The organism is Agromyces tropicus, assembly GCF_039531345.1.
GTDB lineage: Bacteria > Actinomycetota > Actinomycetes > Actinomycetales > Microbacteriaceae > Agromyces > Agromyces tropicus.
Genome location: NZ_BAAAPW010000002.1, coordinates 118,139 through 132,677 on the forward strand (window position 1 = coordinate 118,139; position 14,539 = coordinate 132,677).

Genomic DNA, 14,539 nt, shown 5'->3' on the forward strand with positions numbered 1-14,539 from the left:
CTCAGCGCGGGGCGCCCGACCGGTCGCCCGCGCCGGCGTAGATGATGATGCCGGTGATCGGGATCAGGAAGAAGAACAGCCACGACCAGGTGAAGCCGCCCGGCACGAGGAAGCCGAACCCGAAGAAGAGCAGGAGCGCCACGAACGGCGAGAGCCCCATGATGATCTCGCCGGCGCGCCCGCCGAGCGCGCGCGAACGCCGCGGGCCCGGCTCCGCATCCTGCGGCAGCGGCGCCCACGTGGGCGTCGGCTCGGGCAGCCTCGAGGGCTCCGGCCGTGCGCGGACCGGCTCCATCGCCGGCAGGTCGGCGAACAGGGGCGCGAGGTCGCCTCGCGTGCTCGCAGCCCGCGCCGCCGCCGATCGCTCGTCGAGTTCGGTCGGGCTCATGCGACCCTCGGCCTGCGCGGCCGCGAGTCGCGACACGGCCTCCTCGCGTTCGGCGTCGCTCAGGCGCTCCTGGGGGCGATCGGGGTCGGCGTATCCGCTCATGCGGGCATGATGCCCCGGCATCGGCGCGCGTCGCTAGTGACGAAAGACCCCGATGTGTGGTCTGACCACATCTGCTACCCTGTGGTCAGACCACACATCGGCGGTGAGGGAGACGACATGGGCGGCGACACGGCATCCGCGCGCTCCATCGAGCCGCGCGCCTGGCAGGCCGTGCTCGAGCACGTCGAAGGCCGGCTCCTCGACGGCGAGCTCGCCCCGGGCGATCGGCTGCCCGGCGAGCGGCAGCTCGCCGCCGACCTCGGTGTCGGCCGATCGAGCGTCCGCGAGGCCCTCCGCGTGCTCGAGGTGCTCGGCCTCATCCGGACGCACACCGGGTCCGGGCCGACGGCGGGCGCCATCATCATCGCCACGCCCGGCGGCGGCATGAGCGCCCTCATGCGGTTGCAGGTCGCCGCGAGCGGGTTCCCGGTCGCCGACATCGTCGCGACACGACTCCTGCTCGAGACCCACGTCGCGGCCGACCTCGCCGCGGCACCCGACCCCGACCTCGCCCCGGCGGCACGACTGCTCGACGCGATGGACGCGCCCGGCCTCGACCCCGCCGAGTTCCTCGCGCTCGACGCCACCTTCCACCTCGCCCTCGCCGAGGCATCCGGCAACCAGGTGGTCACCGCGACGATGGCCGGCCTCCGCAGCGGCATCGAGGGCTACGCCCTCGCCGGGCAGGCGCGCATCGCCGACTGGACGACGACGGCCGCGCGGCTGCGCGCCGAGCACCGCGGCGTGCTCGACGCGATCCGCGCCGGCGACGCCGACGCCGCGCGCACCCGCCTCCACGACCACATCTCCGGCTACTACGCCGAGATCTCCCCCGACGCCGGCGCCCCGGAGGCGCCCGCCCACCCGTAGGAAAGAGAGGACGAGCATGGTCCAGCGCCAGTTCCCCAAGCCCCGCGAGCTCGCCGAGCTCATGAAGTTCAAGACGCCGACGCTGAACCCGACCGACCGGCGCCTCGAGCAGGCGCTCACGATCGGCGACCTGCGCGCCATCGCGAAGCGCCGCACACCCAAGGCGCCGTTCGACTACACCGAGGGCTCGGCGGAGGCCGAGATCTCGCTCGCCCGCGCCCGCCAGGCGTTCCTCGACATCGAGTTCCACCCGTCGATCCTGCGCAACGTGCCCGAGGTCGACACCAGCCGCGAGGTGCTCGGCGGGCCGAGCGCCCTGCCGTTCGGCATCGCGCCGACGGGCTTCACGCGCATGATGCAGACCGAGGGCGAGGAGGCCGGCGCCGGTGCGGCCGGCGCCGCCGGCATCCCGTTCACGCTCTCGACGCTCGGCACGACGTCCATCGAGGGCGTGAAGGCGGCCAACCCGAACGGCCGCAACTGGTTCCAGCTCTACGTCATGAAGCAGCGCGAGATCTCGTACGGTCTCGCCGAGCGCGCGGCGGCCGCCGGCTTCGACACGCTGTTCTTCACCGTCGACACGCCCGTCGCAGGAGCCCGCCTCCGCGACAAGCGCAACGGCTTCTCGATCCCGCCGCAGCTCACGCTGGGCACGATCGTCAACGCCATCCCCCGCCCCGCGTGGTGGATCAACTTCCTCACCACGCCGAAGCTCGAGTTCGCCTCGCTCTCGTCCACTGGCGGCACCGTCGGCGAACTGCTCGACTCGGCGATGGACCCCACGATCTCGTTCGCCGACCTCGAGGAGATCCGCCGGATCTGGCCCGGGAAGATCGTCGTGAAGGGCGTCCAGACGGTCGAGGACGCGAAGCTGCTCGCCGACGCCGGCGTCGACGGCGTCGTGCTCTCCAACCACGGCGGGCGGCAGCTCGACCGCGCACCGGTGCCGTTCCTCCTGCTGCCCCACGTGGTCCGCGAGGTCGGGAACGACCTCGAGGTGCACGTCGACACCGGCATCATGTCGGGCGCCGACATCGTCGCCTCGATCGCGCTCGGCGCCCGGTTCACGCTCGTCGGCCGCGCCTACCTCTACGGCCTCATGGCCGGCGGCCGACGCGGCGTCGACCGGACCATCGAGATCCTGCGCAGCGAGATCGTCCGCACGATGAAGCTGCTCGAGGTCGCCACGCTCGACGAGCTGACCCCGAAGCACGTCACGCAGCTCACGCGCCTCGTCCCGGTCGCCGCCCCGGCGGCGGCGGCCGGCGAGCAGGCGGCGGATCGGATGCCGACTAGGGTCTGAGCCATGTCCTCGCACCTGGAGCCCCGCAGTCGCCGCGTCCTCCTCGGGTCGTACACGCCGGACGGACCGGCGCCGTCGGTGCTCCTCGCGGAGCGCTCGGCCGACGGCGCGTGGCGGATCGTGACATCGGCGACGGCGTCGAACCCGTCGTTCGTCGCGCGATCGGGCGACCTGGTGTTCGCGGTCCTCGAGAACGCGTCCGGATCGGTGGCGAGCTTCCGCCTCGACGGCGACGACCTCGCCCCGATCGACGTGGTCGAGCACGGCGAGGCCGACCCGTGCCACGTCGTCGCGGCGACGCACCTCGGCGTCGTGCTCGTCGCGAACTACACGTCGGGGTCCATCACCGCCGTGCCGGTCGACGACGCCGGCCGACTCGGCGCGCCGGCCACCCTCCCCCTGCCCGCCGGAGGCGGACCGGTCGCCGACCGCCAGGCCGGGCCGCACGCGCACGAGATCGTGGCGACCCCGTGGGGCACCCACGTGGTGAGCAACCTCGGCGGCGACGCGATCCACGAGTTCGCCGTCGAGCACGGGACCGACGGCGCACCGGTCCTCCGCATCGTGCGGACCCTCGACGTCCCCGCGGGGACCGGCCCCCGCCACATGGTCGTGCGCGGCGGCCTGCTGCACGTGGTCGGGGAGCTCGACGGCGACCTGCACACGTTCGAGGTCGACGCGACGTCGTTCCGGCCGGCGAGCGCGACGCCCACCGTGGCCCGCGCGGCGGCGGGGCCCGACGACGTCGTGCAGCCCTCCCACCTCGACCACGCGCCGTCCGGCCGGCTGCTCACCGCGCTCGTGCGCGGCCGCGACACGGTGAGCGTCTTCGACGCGACGGATGCCGCGCGCCCGCGGCTCGCGTCCGAGCACGCCGTCGGCGCCGCCTGGCCCCGCCACCACGCGCACCTCGACGACCGGACCGTGGTCGTCGCGGCCCAGCTCGGCGACGCGCTCGTCGAGGTCGACCTGGTCACGGGCGCGGCGACGCGGGTGCTGGAGCTGCGCGCCCCCACCTGCGTCCTCCCGCTCTGACCCGACGCTGACCGGCGCGGTCACCAGCTCGTGACGAGCAGGTGCTGCACCACGAGCGCGAACGCGAGCTGGCCGGCGAAGCCCCAGCGCCGCCACCGATCGGTCAGCAGCGCCGTGCCGACCAGCAGCCAGGGCACGAACGGCAGCCAGATCCGCTCGACCTCGGCCTTGCTCATCTGGGAGAGGTCGGCGGCGACGATCGTCGCCGCCGCGGCGAGCGCGAGCACGATGACGACGCGCTCGGGCCGTGGCTCGGAGCGCCACGCGGTCGCGCGGGCACCCGCCGTCGCGACTGCGGCGCCCGCCATCGGGCCGGCGCTGATCGACAGCGCAGCGAGGTTGCCCCACACCCAGTAGGTGAACTGCCGGCGGCTCGCGACGCCGTCCCAGTAGCGCTCGACGAGCACCGGGAACGCCTCCCACCACGCGAACCCGAACGCGGCGAAGGCGAGCACCACCGCGAGGGCGGCGACCGCCGCGATCGGCAGCGGCCGCCAGTCGCGCCCCAGCACGAGGACGGCGAGGGCGAGGATGCCGAGGATCGGCAGGCCGTACGAGAGCATCACGCAGTACCCCAGCAGGAGCCCGGCGAGCACGCTCCAGGCGACCTTCGGCCACGCGGGACGGGCGGTCGCCGCGACACCGAGCGCGCACAGTCCCCACGCGGCGACGGCCGCGAACATGCCGTCCGCCGACACCGCGATCCAGATCGCGGCCGGCCCCATCGCGAGGAAGGGCGCCGCGCGCCGCGCCGCATCCTCCGCACCGAGGCGGCGCAGCAGCACGAGCACCGCGATCGGCGCGGTGGCCCCGATGAGCAGCACGACGACGCCCGCCGCCAGCCCACCGCCGAGGCCCAGGCGCACGAGCACCACGAAGAAGGCCAGCGCGCCCGCCGGGTGGCCGGCGATGTGGACGGGCCAGTTGTCGACGGAGTCGAGCGGGATGTGCGCGACGTAGTCGCGCAGCGTCGCCCCGAAGTCGGTCACCTCGCGTGCCGTGCCGAGGTACTCGTACCTGTGCTCGAGCACCTGTCCGATGCCGTCCCAGCCGTCGACGGTCGCGAGGCTCACCATCCACGCGACGCCCGCCGCGTAGGCGACGACGAGGAGCAGCCCCCAGCGGAGCCGACGGGCGAGCCCGACGCCCCAGACCCCGGCGAGCACGGCGAGCAGCACGGCCGGCACGGTGCCCGGCCCGAGCCGCGGCATCCACTCGGCGTGCAGCGGCGGGAACGAGCGGATGTGCACGCTCTGGCCCAGCAGCGGCGGGACGATCATCGCGAGCGCGATGAGCGCGAGCGCGATGCCGAGACCGATCCAGGGCGCCGCGACGACGAGCACACGGCGCCCGCGCCACGCCCGCGCGCCCTCCGCTTCCACCTGCACCCTCCGAGACTACGAACCCGGCCCCGACCCCGGCAGGGGTGGACTTCTTACGGAACGGCGACGGTGCGCCCGCGTGGAGGGCGTCGGGGTGGGTGCGGCCTGCGGGCCATGTCCGCGAACCGTAAGCTCCGTCCCTCGCGCGCGGAGCCCGTCGGTGCTCGACTGGAGTCATGGCCGGCTTCACCGAACGCGCCTCGGCCCGGATCGCCGAACGGCTCGAGCCCCTCATGGGCGGCGCCCGCGACGCGGCATCCGATCCGCCGGTGAAGTCCGCCCGCACGACCGTCGTCATCGGACGGCTGCTCGGCATCGCCTTCCTCACCTGCTTCGCCACGGGCCTCTACAGCCACCTGCTGCAGGATCCGCTGCCGTGGCTGCCGATGCCGGCACGGCCCGTCGAGCTCTACCGGGTCACGCAGGGGCTGCACGTCATCTCGGGGACGGCCGCGGTGCCGCTGCTGCTCGCGAAGCTGTGGACCGTCTACCCGCGGCTGTTCGAGTGGCCGCCGGTCCGCTCGGTCGCGCACGCGCTCGAGCGCGCGTCGATCGCGGTCCTCGTCGGCGTCTCGCTCGTCGAGGTGACGATCGGGCTGCTCAACCTCGTGCAGTGGTACGTCTTCCCGTTCTCGTTCCGGACGACGCACTTCGCCCTCGCCTGGGTGCTCATCGGCGCCCTCGCCGTCCACCTCGGGGTGAAGCTGCCGGTCATCGTCCGCGTGTGGCGGCGACGGCCGGACGATCCGCCGGATGCCGCGGGCCGCACGCTCACGCGGCGCGGCTTCGTCGGCGCGGTCGGCGCCGCGGCGGCCTCGGCGGTGCTGCTCACGGCCGGCCAGACGGTGCCGGCGCTCGCGCCGTTCAACGCGCTCGCACCGCGCCGCATGGGCGTCGGGCCGCAGGGCCTGCCGATCAACCGGACCGCCGCGCAGGCGGGCGTCACCGACACCGCGGTCGCACCCGACTGGGTGCTCACGGTCGCGACCCCGTCCGGGTCGCGCGACTTCACGCTCGACGACCTGCACGCGCTGCCGCAGGCCGAGGCAGTGCTGCCGATCGCGTGCGTCGAGGGATGGAGCCAGTCGGCGACCTGGCGGGGCGTGCGCATGGTCGACCTGCTCGCCGCGGCGGGCGCCGCCGGGCCCACCGCGCCGCTGCGCATCGAGAGCCTGCAGGAGCGCGGCGCCTTCGCGCGCACCGAGATGCCGCCGCAGTACGCGACCGACCCGCTCACGCTGGTCGCGCTGGAGCTGAACGGCGGCACGCTGCACGTCGACCACGGGTACCCCGCGCGCGTGATCGCCCCGGGGCGTCCAGGGGTCATGCAGACGAAGTGGCTGCGACGGATCGAGGTGACGGCGTGAGGGTCGCACGCGGGCTGCTCATCGCCGCCGGGCTCGGGCTGCTCGGCTACGGCGCGTTCCTCGTGCTCACCGAGATCGCGCCGTCGCGCTGGCTCGGCATCGTCGTCTGGGTGGGCGCGGCCATCCTGCTGCACGACGGCGTCCTCGCACCGATCGTGGTGGCCGTCGGGCTCGGAGCCGAGCGCGTGCGCGACCGCTTCGGCCGACGCGGCGTCGCCGTCGCCCAGGGCGCGCTCCTCGTCGGCGCGATCCTCACCGCGATCACGGTGCCGGCGCTCGTGGCCTCGACCCTCGGCAACCCGAACCCGACGATCCTCGTCGGCTCCTACGGCCTCGCGCTCGCGATCGTGTGGACCGTCGTGCTCTGGGTGGCCGCGCTCGCGCTGCGTACGTCGCGCACCCTCGTGCGCCGCGCGGAGCGCGCCACGCGGACGAAGTGACGGCCCGAGGCGTCCCAGTGCTCGGCGACGGCGAGGCCCGCGTCCGCCGCGACGGTGCGGATCGCCGACCACCCGACGCGGGCCCACGGGAACGGCGAGCTCTCGCAGCCCTCGTCGTCGACGACGATGCACTCGCCCACGATCGCGAGCTCCGGATCGGGGTCGGCCTCGATGACGACCGAGCCCCGCTCGTGGGCGAGCTCGGCGCACCGGCGCAGCAGCGCCGACGGGTCGCCGCCGATGCCGATGTTCCCGTCCATGAGCAGCACGGTCTGCCACCGGCCCTCGAGCGGCAGCCGGTCGAACACCGAGCGGTGCAGCGCGAGGCCGCCGGCGAGGCGCGCCCTGGCGACGGCGTGCGGCGCGACGTCGATCCCGAGCGCGGGCAGCGACCGGGAGGCGGCGGCGTGCAGCATCCGTCCCGGCCCGCAGCCCACGTCCAGCACGGGTCCGGCGACGCGGTCGAGCACGTCGAGGTCGGCGTCGCCGGCCGGGCGCACCCAGCTGCCCGCGTCGAGCCGGTGGGCGACGCCGTCGGCGCCGCGGAGCGTGAGCCCGGGCATGAGGTCCTGGCCGGCGAGCAGCCGCAGGTACGGCTCCCCGTTGCCGGCGCCGAACGCCGGGTGCGGCGGAACCCTGGTCGACGGGCCGGCCGGAGGCGCCGGCCGGAACGGGGGCGCGCTCACGGTGCGCCTCCCCCGGTGAGCTCGCGGTGCAGCCGCGCGAAGCGTCCGCCGGGCGCGCTGCGGGCGACGGATGCCGCCGAGTCCGCCGTGTCGACGTCGGTGAGTTCGCCGAGCAGGCCCACCGTGCGGCCGGACTCCCGGAGTCGCTCGAGCTGCCGCCGTCCGGTGTCGTCGCGCGACATCGGCACGCCCCGGATCACGTCGCCGTCGGGCTCGCGCATGGCGAGCGCCCAGAACCCTCCGTCGGTGGCCGGACCCAGCCATGCGTCGACCTCGGCGTCCGGATCGAGCGCCGCGGCGACGTGCCCGGCTGCGAGCTGCGGCGTGTCCATGCCCACGAGCAGCGTCGGCGCATCGAGCACGTCGAACAGGTGCCCCAGCCGGTCGTCGAGCTCGCCCGCCGACTGCGGGAGCACCTCGAACCCGGCCGCCGCGTCGGGCACGACGTCGCCGTCGAAGTAGAGCACCCGACGGCGCACCGGCAGCGCGGCGACGGCGTCGAGCGTGTCGAGGAGGGCGGCCTCGGCGAGCGCGGCGGCCTGCTCGGGCGTGAACGGGGGCGTGAGCCGGGTCTTCACGCGCCCGGGCCGGCACTCCTTGGCGACGACCGCGACGACCGTCTCGAGGTCGGCCGGGTCGGCGCCGGCGGCGCGGGCGGTCACGGATGCACCTCCGTGAAGATGCGCGACATGTCCGCGATCGCCGTGAGCGTGCCGCGCACGGTCCCGGTGACCTTGGACCGGCCCTCGCGCGGCATGTAGGCGACGTCGAGCTCGCGGATGCGCCATCCGTCGGCCGCCGCGCGGAGCACCATCTCGAGCGGGAAGCCGCTGCGCCGGTCGCGGATGCCGAGGGCCTGCAGCCGGCGGGTCTCGGCGACGCGAAGCGGCCCGAGGTCGTGCAGCCTCGTTCCGGTCCGGCGCGACATGCGCGCCGCGAGCACGCGGTTGGCGAGTCGCGCGTGCACCGGCCATGCGGAGCCGCTCGTCGGCCGGCGCCGGCCGAGCACGAGGTCGGCCTCGCCGCGTTCGACGAGGCGGAGCAGTCGCGGCAGCTCGGCCGGGTCGAGCGAGGCGTCGGCGTCGCAGAAGGCCACGTACGGCGCGGTCGCCGCCTCGAGGCCGGCGTTCGCGGCCGCGCCGAACCCGCGTCGCGGCTCGGCGACGACGGTCGCGCCGTGCGCCCGGGCGACCTCCGCGGAGCGGTCGGTGGACCCGTTGTCGACGACGATCGCCCGCACGCCCGCGGGCAGGCGCCCCAGCACCCACGGCAGGGCGAGCTCCTCGTCGAGGCACGGCAGCACGAGGTCGACCTCGGGCTCGTCGGCGGCGCGGCGTCCGCCCGCGGCGCTCATCGTTCCGCCTCCGCGGGCTCGGCCGAGGCGAACTCGGCGAGCCCGTCCGCGAGCGCGACGTTCGGAGCCCAGCCGAGCTCGCGGCGGGCCCTGGCGGACGACGCGGTGATGTGCCGCACGTCGCCGAGCCGGTACTCCCCCGTGACCAGCGGCGACGGCCCGCCCATGGCGCGGGCGAGGCCGTCGGCCAGCCCTCCGACCGTCGTCACGACGCCGGAGCCCACGTTGTACGCGCGGGCCGCGCCGGGCGGCAGGTCGGTGAGGTGGTCGCCGGCCGCGAGGTTCGCGGACGCGACGTCCGACACGTGCACGAAGTCGCGGCGCTGCGCGCCGTCCTCGAAGACCCGCGGCGGCTCGCCGCGGGCGAGGGCCGACCGGAAGATCGCCGCGACACCGGCGTACGGGGTGTCGCGTGGCATCCGGGGTCCGTAGACGTTGTGGTAGCGCAGCAGCGCCGCGCGCCCGCCCGTCGCCCGCGCCCACGACGTCGCGAGGTGCTCCTGCGCGAGCTTGGTGAGCGCGTAGACGTTGCGCGGGTCGACGGCGTCGTCCTCGTCGACGAGGTCGGGGGCGAGCGGCTCGCCCGTCTCCGGATCGCGCGGCTCGAAGCGCCCCGCGTCGAGGTCGGCGGACGTGCGCGCGGCAGGCCGGCGACGGCGTCCGGCTCGGTCCCGGTAGGCGCCCTCGCCGTAGACGACCATCGAGGACGCGAGCACCAGCCGGCCGACGCCCGCACGCGACATCGCCGCAACGAGCTCGGCCGTGCCGAGCACGTTCGACGCGGCGTAGTCCGGCGCGTCCTGCAGGTCGACCCCGAGGCCGACCTTCGCCGCCTGGTGCGAGACGACCGACACGCCGTCGAGCGCGCGGTCGAGGACCGCGGGATCGCGCACGTCGCCGTGCACGAGTTCCACTCCATCCGGAAGCGGCGCGGGCGCCCCGTGCACGTCGGGCCGAAGCGAGTCGAGCACGCGCACCGCCCCGCCGCGGTCGAGCGCGATCCGAACCACCTCGCCGCCGATGAAGCCGGCACCGCCGGTCACGAGCAGCGTCATCGCACCACCGGGAGGGCCAGGACGTGCGCGATCGCGTCGCCGTCGATGAGCGGACGCGGTTCGTAGTCGTCGGGGATCGCCGAGACGATGCGCTCGAGCGACGCGAGCACGCGCGGGCGCGCCTCCGCGAGCCGGCGGAAGACCAGCTCGGCCGTCACCGCGTCCGGGTCGTCCTCGACGTGCCCGGTGTCGGTGTCCGTCACCAAGCACAGCGTGACGGTGCCCATGCCGAGCTCGGCGGCGAGGGCGACCTCGGGGCAGAGCGTCATGTTCACGAGGTCGGCGCCCGATCCGCGGAGCACGGCCGCCTCGGCGCGCGTGGAGAACCTCGGCCCCTGGATCACGGCGACGGTCGCCCGCGGTGCGGCATCCGGGATCGCCTCGGTCGCGAGGCGCCGCAGCTCCGGGCAGAACGGCTCGGCGAACGGCAGGTGCCGCACGAGGTCCGCGTCGTAGTACGTGTCGGCGCGGGCCCACGTCCGGTCGAGCAGCTGGTCGGGGATCGCCCACGACTGCGTCGGCAGCTCGGCCCGCAGCGAGCCGACCGCGGCCGTCGAGACGACGGCGCGCACCCCCAGGTCGGCGAGCGCCCACAGGTTCGCGCGCGCGTTGATGCGGTGCGGCGGGATCGTGTGGCCGGCGCCGTGCCGGGCCAGGAACGCGACCGCCCGCCCGCCGAGCTCCCCCGTCGTCACGGCCGCCGGCCCGTACGGCGTCGACCGCTCCTGCGACTCGCCGTCGACCAGCGTCGCCAGCCCGGTGCCGCCGATGACCCCCACCATCTCCATGGCTCAACCCTGCCCGTCTGCCCGTCGCCGTCGGCGAGGAGGTTCCTTACGATCCGGTGACGCGGGGGCGACGTCCCGGTGACGCGATCGGGCGGCCGTCAGCCGCCGTCGTCGATGAGCTCCAGGAGCCGCTTCGCCGCGTCCCGGATCTCGTCGTGGTCGTACTGGCCGGCGCGGCTCTCGAGGGCGATCACCGCGCCGCGGTGCACCGTCGAGAAGTCGCCGTAGGGGAACGAGTAGGCCGCCTTCGTCTCCGGGTCGGCGTCATCGTCGATGCCGAGGTGCCAGTGCCGGTACTCGGTCCAGCCCGCGCGGTCGATGAACGCGTTCTCGTCGTCGGCGCTCGGCGCGTGCTCGCTCCAGTCGTCGCGCTCGTCGCGCACGACCTTCCCGTCCCGCACCAGCGCCCTGGCCTGTCGCAGGGCCGGGTCGTTGAGCCGGATCGCCATGTCAGTTCCTCCGCTCCATGCGGCGCAGCCGCTCCTTCGCGGTCTTCCGCGCGCGCTCCTGGTCGGTCGGCGTCGTGATCGTCGTGAAGATCGTGCGGACACCGCTCAGGATCGCCATCTTCGAGGGCTGCTCGACCTGGGTGCGCTGCCGCTCGATCGCCTTCGCGGAGCTTCCCCGGCGCGACGAGCCGGCCGACGACGCCCGGCCGCCGGCGCTGCCGTAGCGGACGGCGACGCGCTCGAGGCGCGACGACGAGCGCTTGGCCGCGCGGCGGACGGCGAACGGCATCCGGTCGGCGTCGCGCTTGAGGATGACGATGCGGCGCCGCTCCGCGGTCGCCGCCCGCCCGAGCTTGGACCTGGCCGGCTCCGGCAGCGACGAGGCGAGCTTGCGCGCCTGCTTCTGCGCCCGCTCGGCCTGCTTCACCGCCTTCGATGCGGCGCGTCGGGCCTCGCGGTCCGTCCCGGACTTCGGCATGCGTCCCCCTCGCGTGTCGACCCGGCGGTCGCGGGCCCGACCGCCTTCCGCGAGCGTACGCCGGGCGGAACCCCGCCCCAACCCCTTGACCTTCCGCGGCCGGCACGCAACGCACGGACCGGCGCGGCGAGGGGCGCGGGTCGGCCGATCGCGGCGCCTAGGATCATGGACATGGCACGTCGGGGCTCGTACGCGAAGGGCGTCGCGAAGCGCGAGGAGATCCTCACCGCCGCGCTCGAGGTGATCGCCCGCCACGGCTACGGACGTGCCTCGGTGCGCGAACTGGCCGAGGCCGTGGGGCTCAGTCAGGCCGGGCTGCTGCACTACTTCAGCTCGAAGGAGGAGCTCTTCGCCGAGGTGCTCCGCAAGCGCGACGACGTCGACCGCGCAAGGTTCGAGCGCGACGCCGACGAGGTCTCCATGGTCGAGGGGTTCCGGCGCACCATCGAGCGCAACGCCGACGTGCCCGGACTCGTCCAGCTCTACACGCGGTTGTCCGCGGAGGCGACGGACCCGGCCCATCCCGCGCATGCGTTCTTCGCGGAGCGCACCCGCACCTTCCGCGGACTCGTCGCCGGCGAGATCCGCCGCTCCCAGGCCGACGGCGGTGCACGTGCCGACCTCGATCCGGACCGCGCCGCGATGCTCCTGCTCGCCGCCGCGGACGGGCTCCAGACCCAGTGGCTCATGGACCCCACCGTCGACATGGCGGAGCACATCGGCCTGCTGCTGCAGCTCATGGCACCGGACGGCGCGGACGACGCGGCCGCATCCCCCAGCGACGACTGACCCGAGGAGGACCCGTGGCCGAGCCCGCACGCACCGTCGACGTCGACACGCGAGCCGGGACGGTGCGCGGAACGTGGCGAGGCGAGCCGGGCACGCCCGACGGCTCCGCCGCCTTCCTCGGCATCCCCTTCGCGGAGGCGCCGGTCGGCGAGCTCCGCTTCGCGGCGCCCGTGCCCGTGGCCGCCTGGGACGGGGTGCGCGATGCGACGTCGCACGGCCCGACCCCGCAACGCGGGGACCCCGGCGCGACCCTCATCCCCGAGCCGTCGGTGCCGGGCGACGCGACGCTCAACGTCGACGTGTTCACGCCCTCGCCGATGCCGGTCGCGCCGGGCACCGGCCGGCCGGTGCTCGTCTGGTTCCACGGCGGCGGATACGTGGCGGGCTCCCCGGCGAGCGCGTGGTACGACGGCCGCGCGTTCAACCGCGACGGCGTGGTGACCGTCAACGTGTCGTACCGGCTCGGCGTGGACGGGTTCGCGTGGATCGACGGGGCGCCGCCGAACCGCGGCGTGCTCGACTGGCTGCTCGCACTCGAATGGGTGCGCGACAACGCCTCGTCCTTCGGCGGCGACCCCGCCCGGGTCACGATCGCCGGGCAGTCGGCGGGTGGCGGGGCGGTGCTGACGCTGCTCGGGATGCCGCGCGCGCAGGGCCTGTTCGGTCGCGTCTGGGCGTCCTCGCCGGCACTCGCCGACGTGCCGCGCCGCCGCGCCCAGGCGTTCACGCGCCGCGTGGCCGAGCTCGGGTACGTGCGACCCGACCTCGACGGCCTACGCTCCCTGACCGAGGAGCACCTGCTCGAGCTGCAGCGCGAGGCGATGCGCCCGCCGCGCGGGGCGCCCGGCGGCGGCGCCGAGCTCATCGAGCACGGGCTCCCGCTGGGCCCGGTGGTCGACGGCGACCTCGTCCCGGATGCCACGCCGCACTCGATCGCCTCCGGTGTCGGCGCGGACGTGCCGCTCGTGCTCGGCGCGACCGACGACGAGTTCGCGATGGCGTTCCGACGCGCCGAGGGCGGCCTGCGGTGGGTTCCGAAGAAGCGGGCGCTGAAGCGCATGGGGCTCGGCGAACCGCTCAGGTCGGTCTGGCTGGCCGAGAACCGCGAGGTCGGACGGCGCGGCACGGCCGCCGTGCTCGGGCGCTACGTCAGCGACCGGATCTTCCGCGCGCCGCTCGTGCGCACCGTCGCCGCGCGCGAGCTCGGCGCCACGGTCGCGGCGACGGCGGGTGCCGCCCCGGCGGGCACCTGGGCGTACCGGTTCGCCTGGCGGTCCCCGGTGTTCCGGGCCGCGGTGCACTGCACCGACGTGCCGTTCCTGTTCGACGTGCTGGCCGACGGCCGGGTGACCGGCGTCGCCGGCCCGCGGCCGCCGCAGGCCCTCGCGGAGCGGCTGCACGGCGACCTGGTCCGCTTCGCGCACGGCGACGAGCCGGACTGGCCGACCGCGAGCGGCGAGGCGTTCCCGGCGCGCGCCTACGACACCGCCGTCGCCACGGTGCCCGACGCGTACGCCTCGGCGCGGCCGCTCGCGGGCGTGTGAGGTCGGCCGCGAGGCATCCGTCCGCCGGCGACCGCCGCCGGAATCAGGATCCGCGGAGGATCGACGACATCCGCTTGCCGCGCGCGACCTCGTCGACCAGCTTGTCCATGTAGCGGATCCGCTGCATGAGCGGATCCTCGATCTCCTCGACGCGGACCCCGCAGATCACCCCGGTGATGAGCGCGGCGTTGGGGTTCAGCTCCGGCGCCTCCGCGAAGAAGGCCTCGAGGGTCCGCCCGTCGGCGATCGCGCGCTCGAGCCCGGCCTCGTCGTACCCGGTGAGCCAGCGGATGACCTCGTCGACCTCGGCCCGCGTGCGGTCCTTCCGCTCGACCTTCTGCACGTACAGGGGGTGGATGCTGCCGAAGCTCATCCCGTAGATCCGGTGCCCCGCCATCGCGCGCCTCCTCCGTTCGCCGCCGCCGGCCACGCCCAGCGTACGCCGCGATCGAGCCCCGACGGCGACCGGTGGGACGGAGCCCCGTCCCGGGCCCCCGAGCCGGTGTCCC

The 14,539-nt window shown here is 75.2% G+C and carries 17 protein-coding genes; 7 read left to right on the top strand and 10 right to left on the bottom strand.

Annotation, left to right across the window (positions count from 1 at the left end):
- Window position 1: 1 nt before the first annotated feature.
- Complete coding sequence (locus tag ABD230_RS06270; protein WP_344370487.1) at window positions 2-490, bottom strand: DUF1707 SHOCT-like domain-containing protein; 489 nt, start codon at window positions 488-490, stop codon at window positions 2-4.
- 117 nt (window positions 491-607) lie between these two features.
- Here ABD230_RS06270 and ABD230_RS06275 point away from each other — a divergent pair, with 117 nt between their 5' ends.
- From ABD230_RS06275 to ABD230_RS06285, 3 genes are read left to right on the top strand one after another with little or no spacing between them, the layout of a single operon-like run.
- Window positions 608-1,360 (top strand): FadR/GntR family transcriptional regulator, encoded by a 753-nt coding sequence (locus ABD230_RS06275; RefSeq protein WP_344370489.1) that lies wholly within the window; start codon window positions 608-610, stop codon window positions 1,358-1,360.
- Window positions 1,361-1,376: 16 nt separating this feature from the next.
- Complete coding sequence (locus tag ABD230_RS06280; protein ID WP_344370492.1) at window positions 1,377-2,663, top strand: alpha-hydroxy acid oxidase; 1,287 nt, start codon at window positions 1,377-1,379, stop codon at window positions 2,661-2,663.
- Between the two features lie 3 nt (window positions 2,664-2,666).
- Window positions 2,667-3,698 (top strand): lactonase family protein, encoded by a 1,032-nt coding sequence (locus ABD230_RS06285; protein ID WP_344370495.1) that lies wholly within the window; start codon window positions 2,667-2,669, stop codon window positions 3,696-3,698.
- Between the two features lie 20 nt (window positions 3,699-3,718).
- Here the strand turns inward: ABD230_RS06285 and ABD230_RS06290 are convergent, their stop codons facing one another.
- Complete coding sequence (locus ABD230_RS06290; protein ID WP_344370498.1) at window positions 3,719-5,086, bottom strand: hypothetical protein; 1,368 nt, start codon at window positions 5,084-5,086, stop codon at window positions 3,719-3,721.
- Window positions 5,087-5,256: 170 nt separating this feature from the next.
- On the opposite strand from ABD230_RS06290, the gene ABD230_RS06295 reads away from it, so the two are divergent.
- Together ABD230_RS06295 and ABD230_RS06300 are read left to right on the top strand one after the other, a co-directional pair.
- Window positions 5,257-6,447, top strand: a complete 1,191-nt coding sequence (locus ABD230_RS06295) for a molybdopterin-dependent oxidoreductase (RefSeq protein WP_344370500.1) — start codon at window positions 5,257-5,259, stop codon at window positions 6,445-6,447.
- Window positions 6,444-6,887, top strand: coding sequence for a hypothetical protein (locus tag ABD230_RS06300; RefSeq protein WP_344370503.1), 444 nt, complete (start codon window positions 6,444-6,446; stop codon window positions 6,885-6,887). The genes ABD230_RS06295 and ABD230_RS06300 overlap by 4 nt, the downstream gene beginning before the upstream one ends.
- On the opposite strand, the gene ABD230_RS06305 is transcribed toward ABD230_RS06300, so the two are convergent.
- From ABD230_RS06305 to ABD230_RS06335, 7 genes are all read right to left on the bottom strand, one after another.
- Window positions 6,773-7,573, bottom strand: a complete 801-nt coding sequence (locus ABD230_RS06305) for a class I SAM-dependent methyltransferase (protein WP_344370505.1) — start codon at window positions 7,571-7,573, stop codon at window positions 6,773-6,775. The two genes, ABD230_RS06300 and ABD230_RS06305, sit on opposite strands and share 115 nt — an antisense overlap.
- Window positions 7,570-8,235: a TIGR04282 family arsenosugar biosynthesis glycosyltransferase gene (locus tag ABD230_RS06310; protein WP_344370508.1), complete on the bottom strand. Its 666-nt coding sequence runs from the start codon at window positions 8,233-8,235 to the stop codon at window positions 7,570-7,572. The genes ABD230_RS06305 and ABD230_RS06310 overlap by 4 nt, the downstream gene beginning before the upstream one ends.
- Window positions 8,232-8,927 carry a glycosyltransferase family 2 protein gene (locus ABD230_RS06315; protein ID WP_344370512.1) on the bottom strand — a complete coding sequence of 232 codons (696 nt, stop codon included), beginning with the start codon at window positions 8,925-8,927 and terminating at the stop codon, window positions 8,232-8,234. Before ABD230_RS06315 ends, ABD230_RS06310 begins: the two co-directional genes overlap by 4 nt.
- Window positions 8,924-9,982, bottom strand: a complete 1,059-nt coding sequence (locus ABD230_RS06320; RefSeq protein ID WP_344370514.1) for an NAD-dependent epimerase/dehydratase family protein — start codon at window positions 9,980-9,982, stop codon at window positions 8,924-8,926. Before ABD230_RS06320 ends, ABD230_RS06315 begins: the two co-directional genes overlap by 4 nt.
- The gene (locus ABD230_RS06325) at window positions 9,979-10,770 is read right to left on the bottom strand and encodes an MTAP family purine nucleoside phosphorylase (protein ID WP_344370517.1); all 792 of its coding nucleotides are present in this window, start codon (window positions 10,768-10,770) and stop codon (window positions 9,979-9,981) included. The genes ABD230_RS06320 and ABD230_RS06325 overlap by 4 nt, the downstream gene beginning before the upstream one ends.
- A 98-nt stretch (window positions 10,771-10,868) precedes the next feature.
- A complete protein-coding gene (locus tag ABD230_RS06330; protein WP_344370520.1) occupies window positions 10,869-11,219 on the bottom strand; it encodes a hypothetical protein in 351 nt (116 codons plus the stop codon).
- Between the two features lies 1 nt (window position 11,220).
- Window positions 11,221-11,697 carry a hypothetical protein gene (locus tag ABD230_RS06335; protein WP_344370522.1) on the bottom strand — a complete coding sequence of 159 codons (477 nt, stop codon included), beginning with the start codon at window positions 11,695-11,697 and terminating at the stop codon, window positions 11,221-11,223.
- Window positions 11,698-11,868: 171 nt separating this feature from the next.
- Here ABD230_RS06335 and ABD230_RS06340 point away from each other — a divergent pair, with 171 nt between their 5' ends.
- Both ABD230_RS06340 and ABD230_RS06345 read left to right on the top strand, forming a co-directional pair.
- Window positions 11,869-12,486, top strand: a complete 618-nt coding sequence (locus ABD230_RS06340) for a TetR/AcrR family transcriptional regulator (protein ID WP_344370529.1) — start codon at window positions 11,869-11,871, stop codon at window positions 12,484-12,486.
- A 14-nt stretch (window positions 12,487-12,500) separates the two neighbouring features.
- On the top strand, window positions 12,501-14,030 hold the full coding sequence (locus tag ABD230_RS06345; RefSeq protein ID WP_344370533.1) for a carboxylesterase/lipase family protein: 1,530 nt from the start codon (window positions 12,501-12,503) through the stop codon (window positions 14,028-14,030).
- Between the two features lie 43 nt (window positions 14,031-14,073).
- Here ABD230_RS06345 and ABD230_RS06350 read toward each other — a convergent pair whose 3' ends face one another.
- A complete protein-coding gene (locus tag ABD230_RS06350; RefSeq protein ID WP_344370536.1) occupies window positions 14,074-14,427 on the bottom strand; it encodes a DUF2200 domain-containing protein in 354 nt (117 codons plus the stop codon).
- Window positions 14,428-14,539: the final 112 nt, after the last annotated feature.

Bases quoted from the DNA above. Each gene is read 5' to 3' on its own strand.
- ABD230_RS06270 (WP_344370487.1), bottom strand. From the start codon at position 490: ATGAGCGGATACGCCGACCCCGATCGCCCCCAGGAGCGCCTGAGCGAC.
- ABD230_RS06275 (WP_344370489.1), top strand. From the start codon at position 608: ATGGGCGGCGACACGGCATCCGCGCGCTCCATCGAGCCGCGCGCCTGG.
- ABD230_RS06280 (WP_344370492.1), top strand. From the start codon at position 1,377: ATGGTCCAGCGCCAGTTCCCCAAGCCCCGCGAGCTCGCCGAGCTCATG.
- ABD230_RS06285 (WP_344370495.1), top strand. From the start codon at position 2,667: ATGTCCTCGCACCTGGAGCCCCGCAGTCGCCGCGTCCTCCTCGGGTCG.
- ABD230_RS06295 (WP_344370500.1), top strand. From the start codon at position 5,257: ATGGCCGGCTTCACCGAACGCGCCTCGGCCCGGATCGCCGAACGGCTC.
- ABD230_RS06315 (WP_344370512.1), bottom strand. From the start codon at position 8,927: ATGAGCGCCGCGGGCGGACGCCGCGCCGCCGACGAGCCCGAGGTCGAC.
- ABD230_RS06320 (WP_344370514.1), bottom strand. From the start codon at position 9,982: ATGACGCTGCTCGTGACCGGCGGTGCCGGCTTCATCGGCGGCGAGGTG.
- ABD230_RS06325 (WP_344370517.1), bottom strand. From the start codon at position 10,770: ATGGAGATGGTGGGGGTCATCGGCGGCACCGGGCTGGCGACGCTGGTC.
- ABD230_RS06330 (WP_344370520.1), bottom strand. From the start codon at position 11,219: ATGGCGATCCGGCTCAACGACCCGGCCCTGCGACAGGCCAGGGCGCTG.
- ABD230_RS06335 (WP_344370522.1), bottom strand. From the start codon at position 11,697: ATGCCGAAGTCCGGGACGGACCGCGAGGCCCGACGCGCCGCATCGAAG.
- ABD230_RS06340 (WP_344370529.1), top strand. From the start codon at position 11,869: ATGGCACGTCGGGGCTCGTACGCGAAGGGCGTCGCGAAGCGCGAGGAG.
- ABD230_RS06350 (WP_344370536.1), bottom strand. From the start codon at position 14,427: ATGGCGGGGCACCGGATCTACGGGATGAGCTTCGGCAGCATCCACCCC.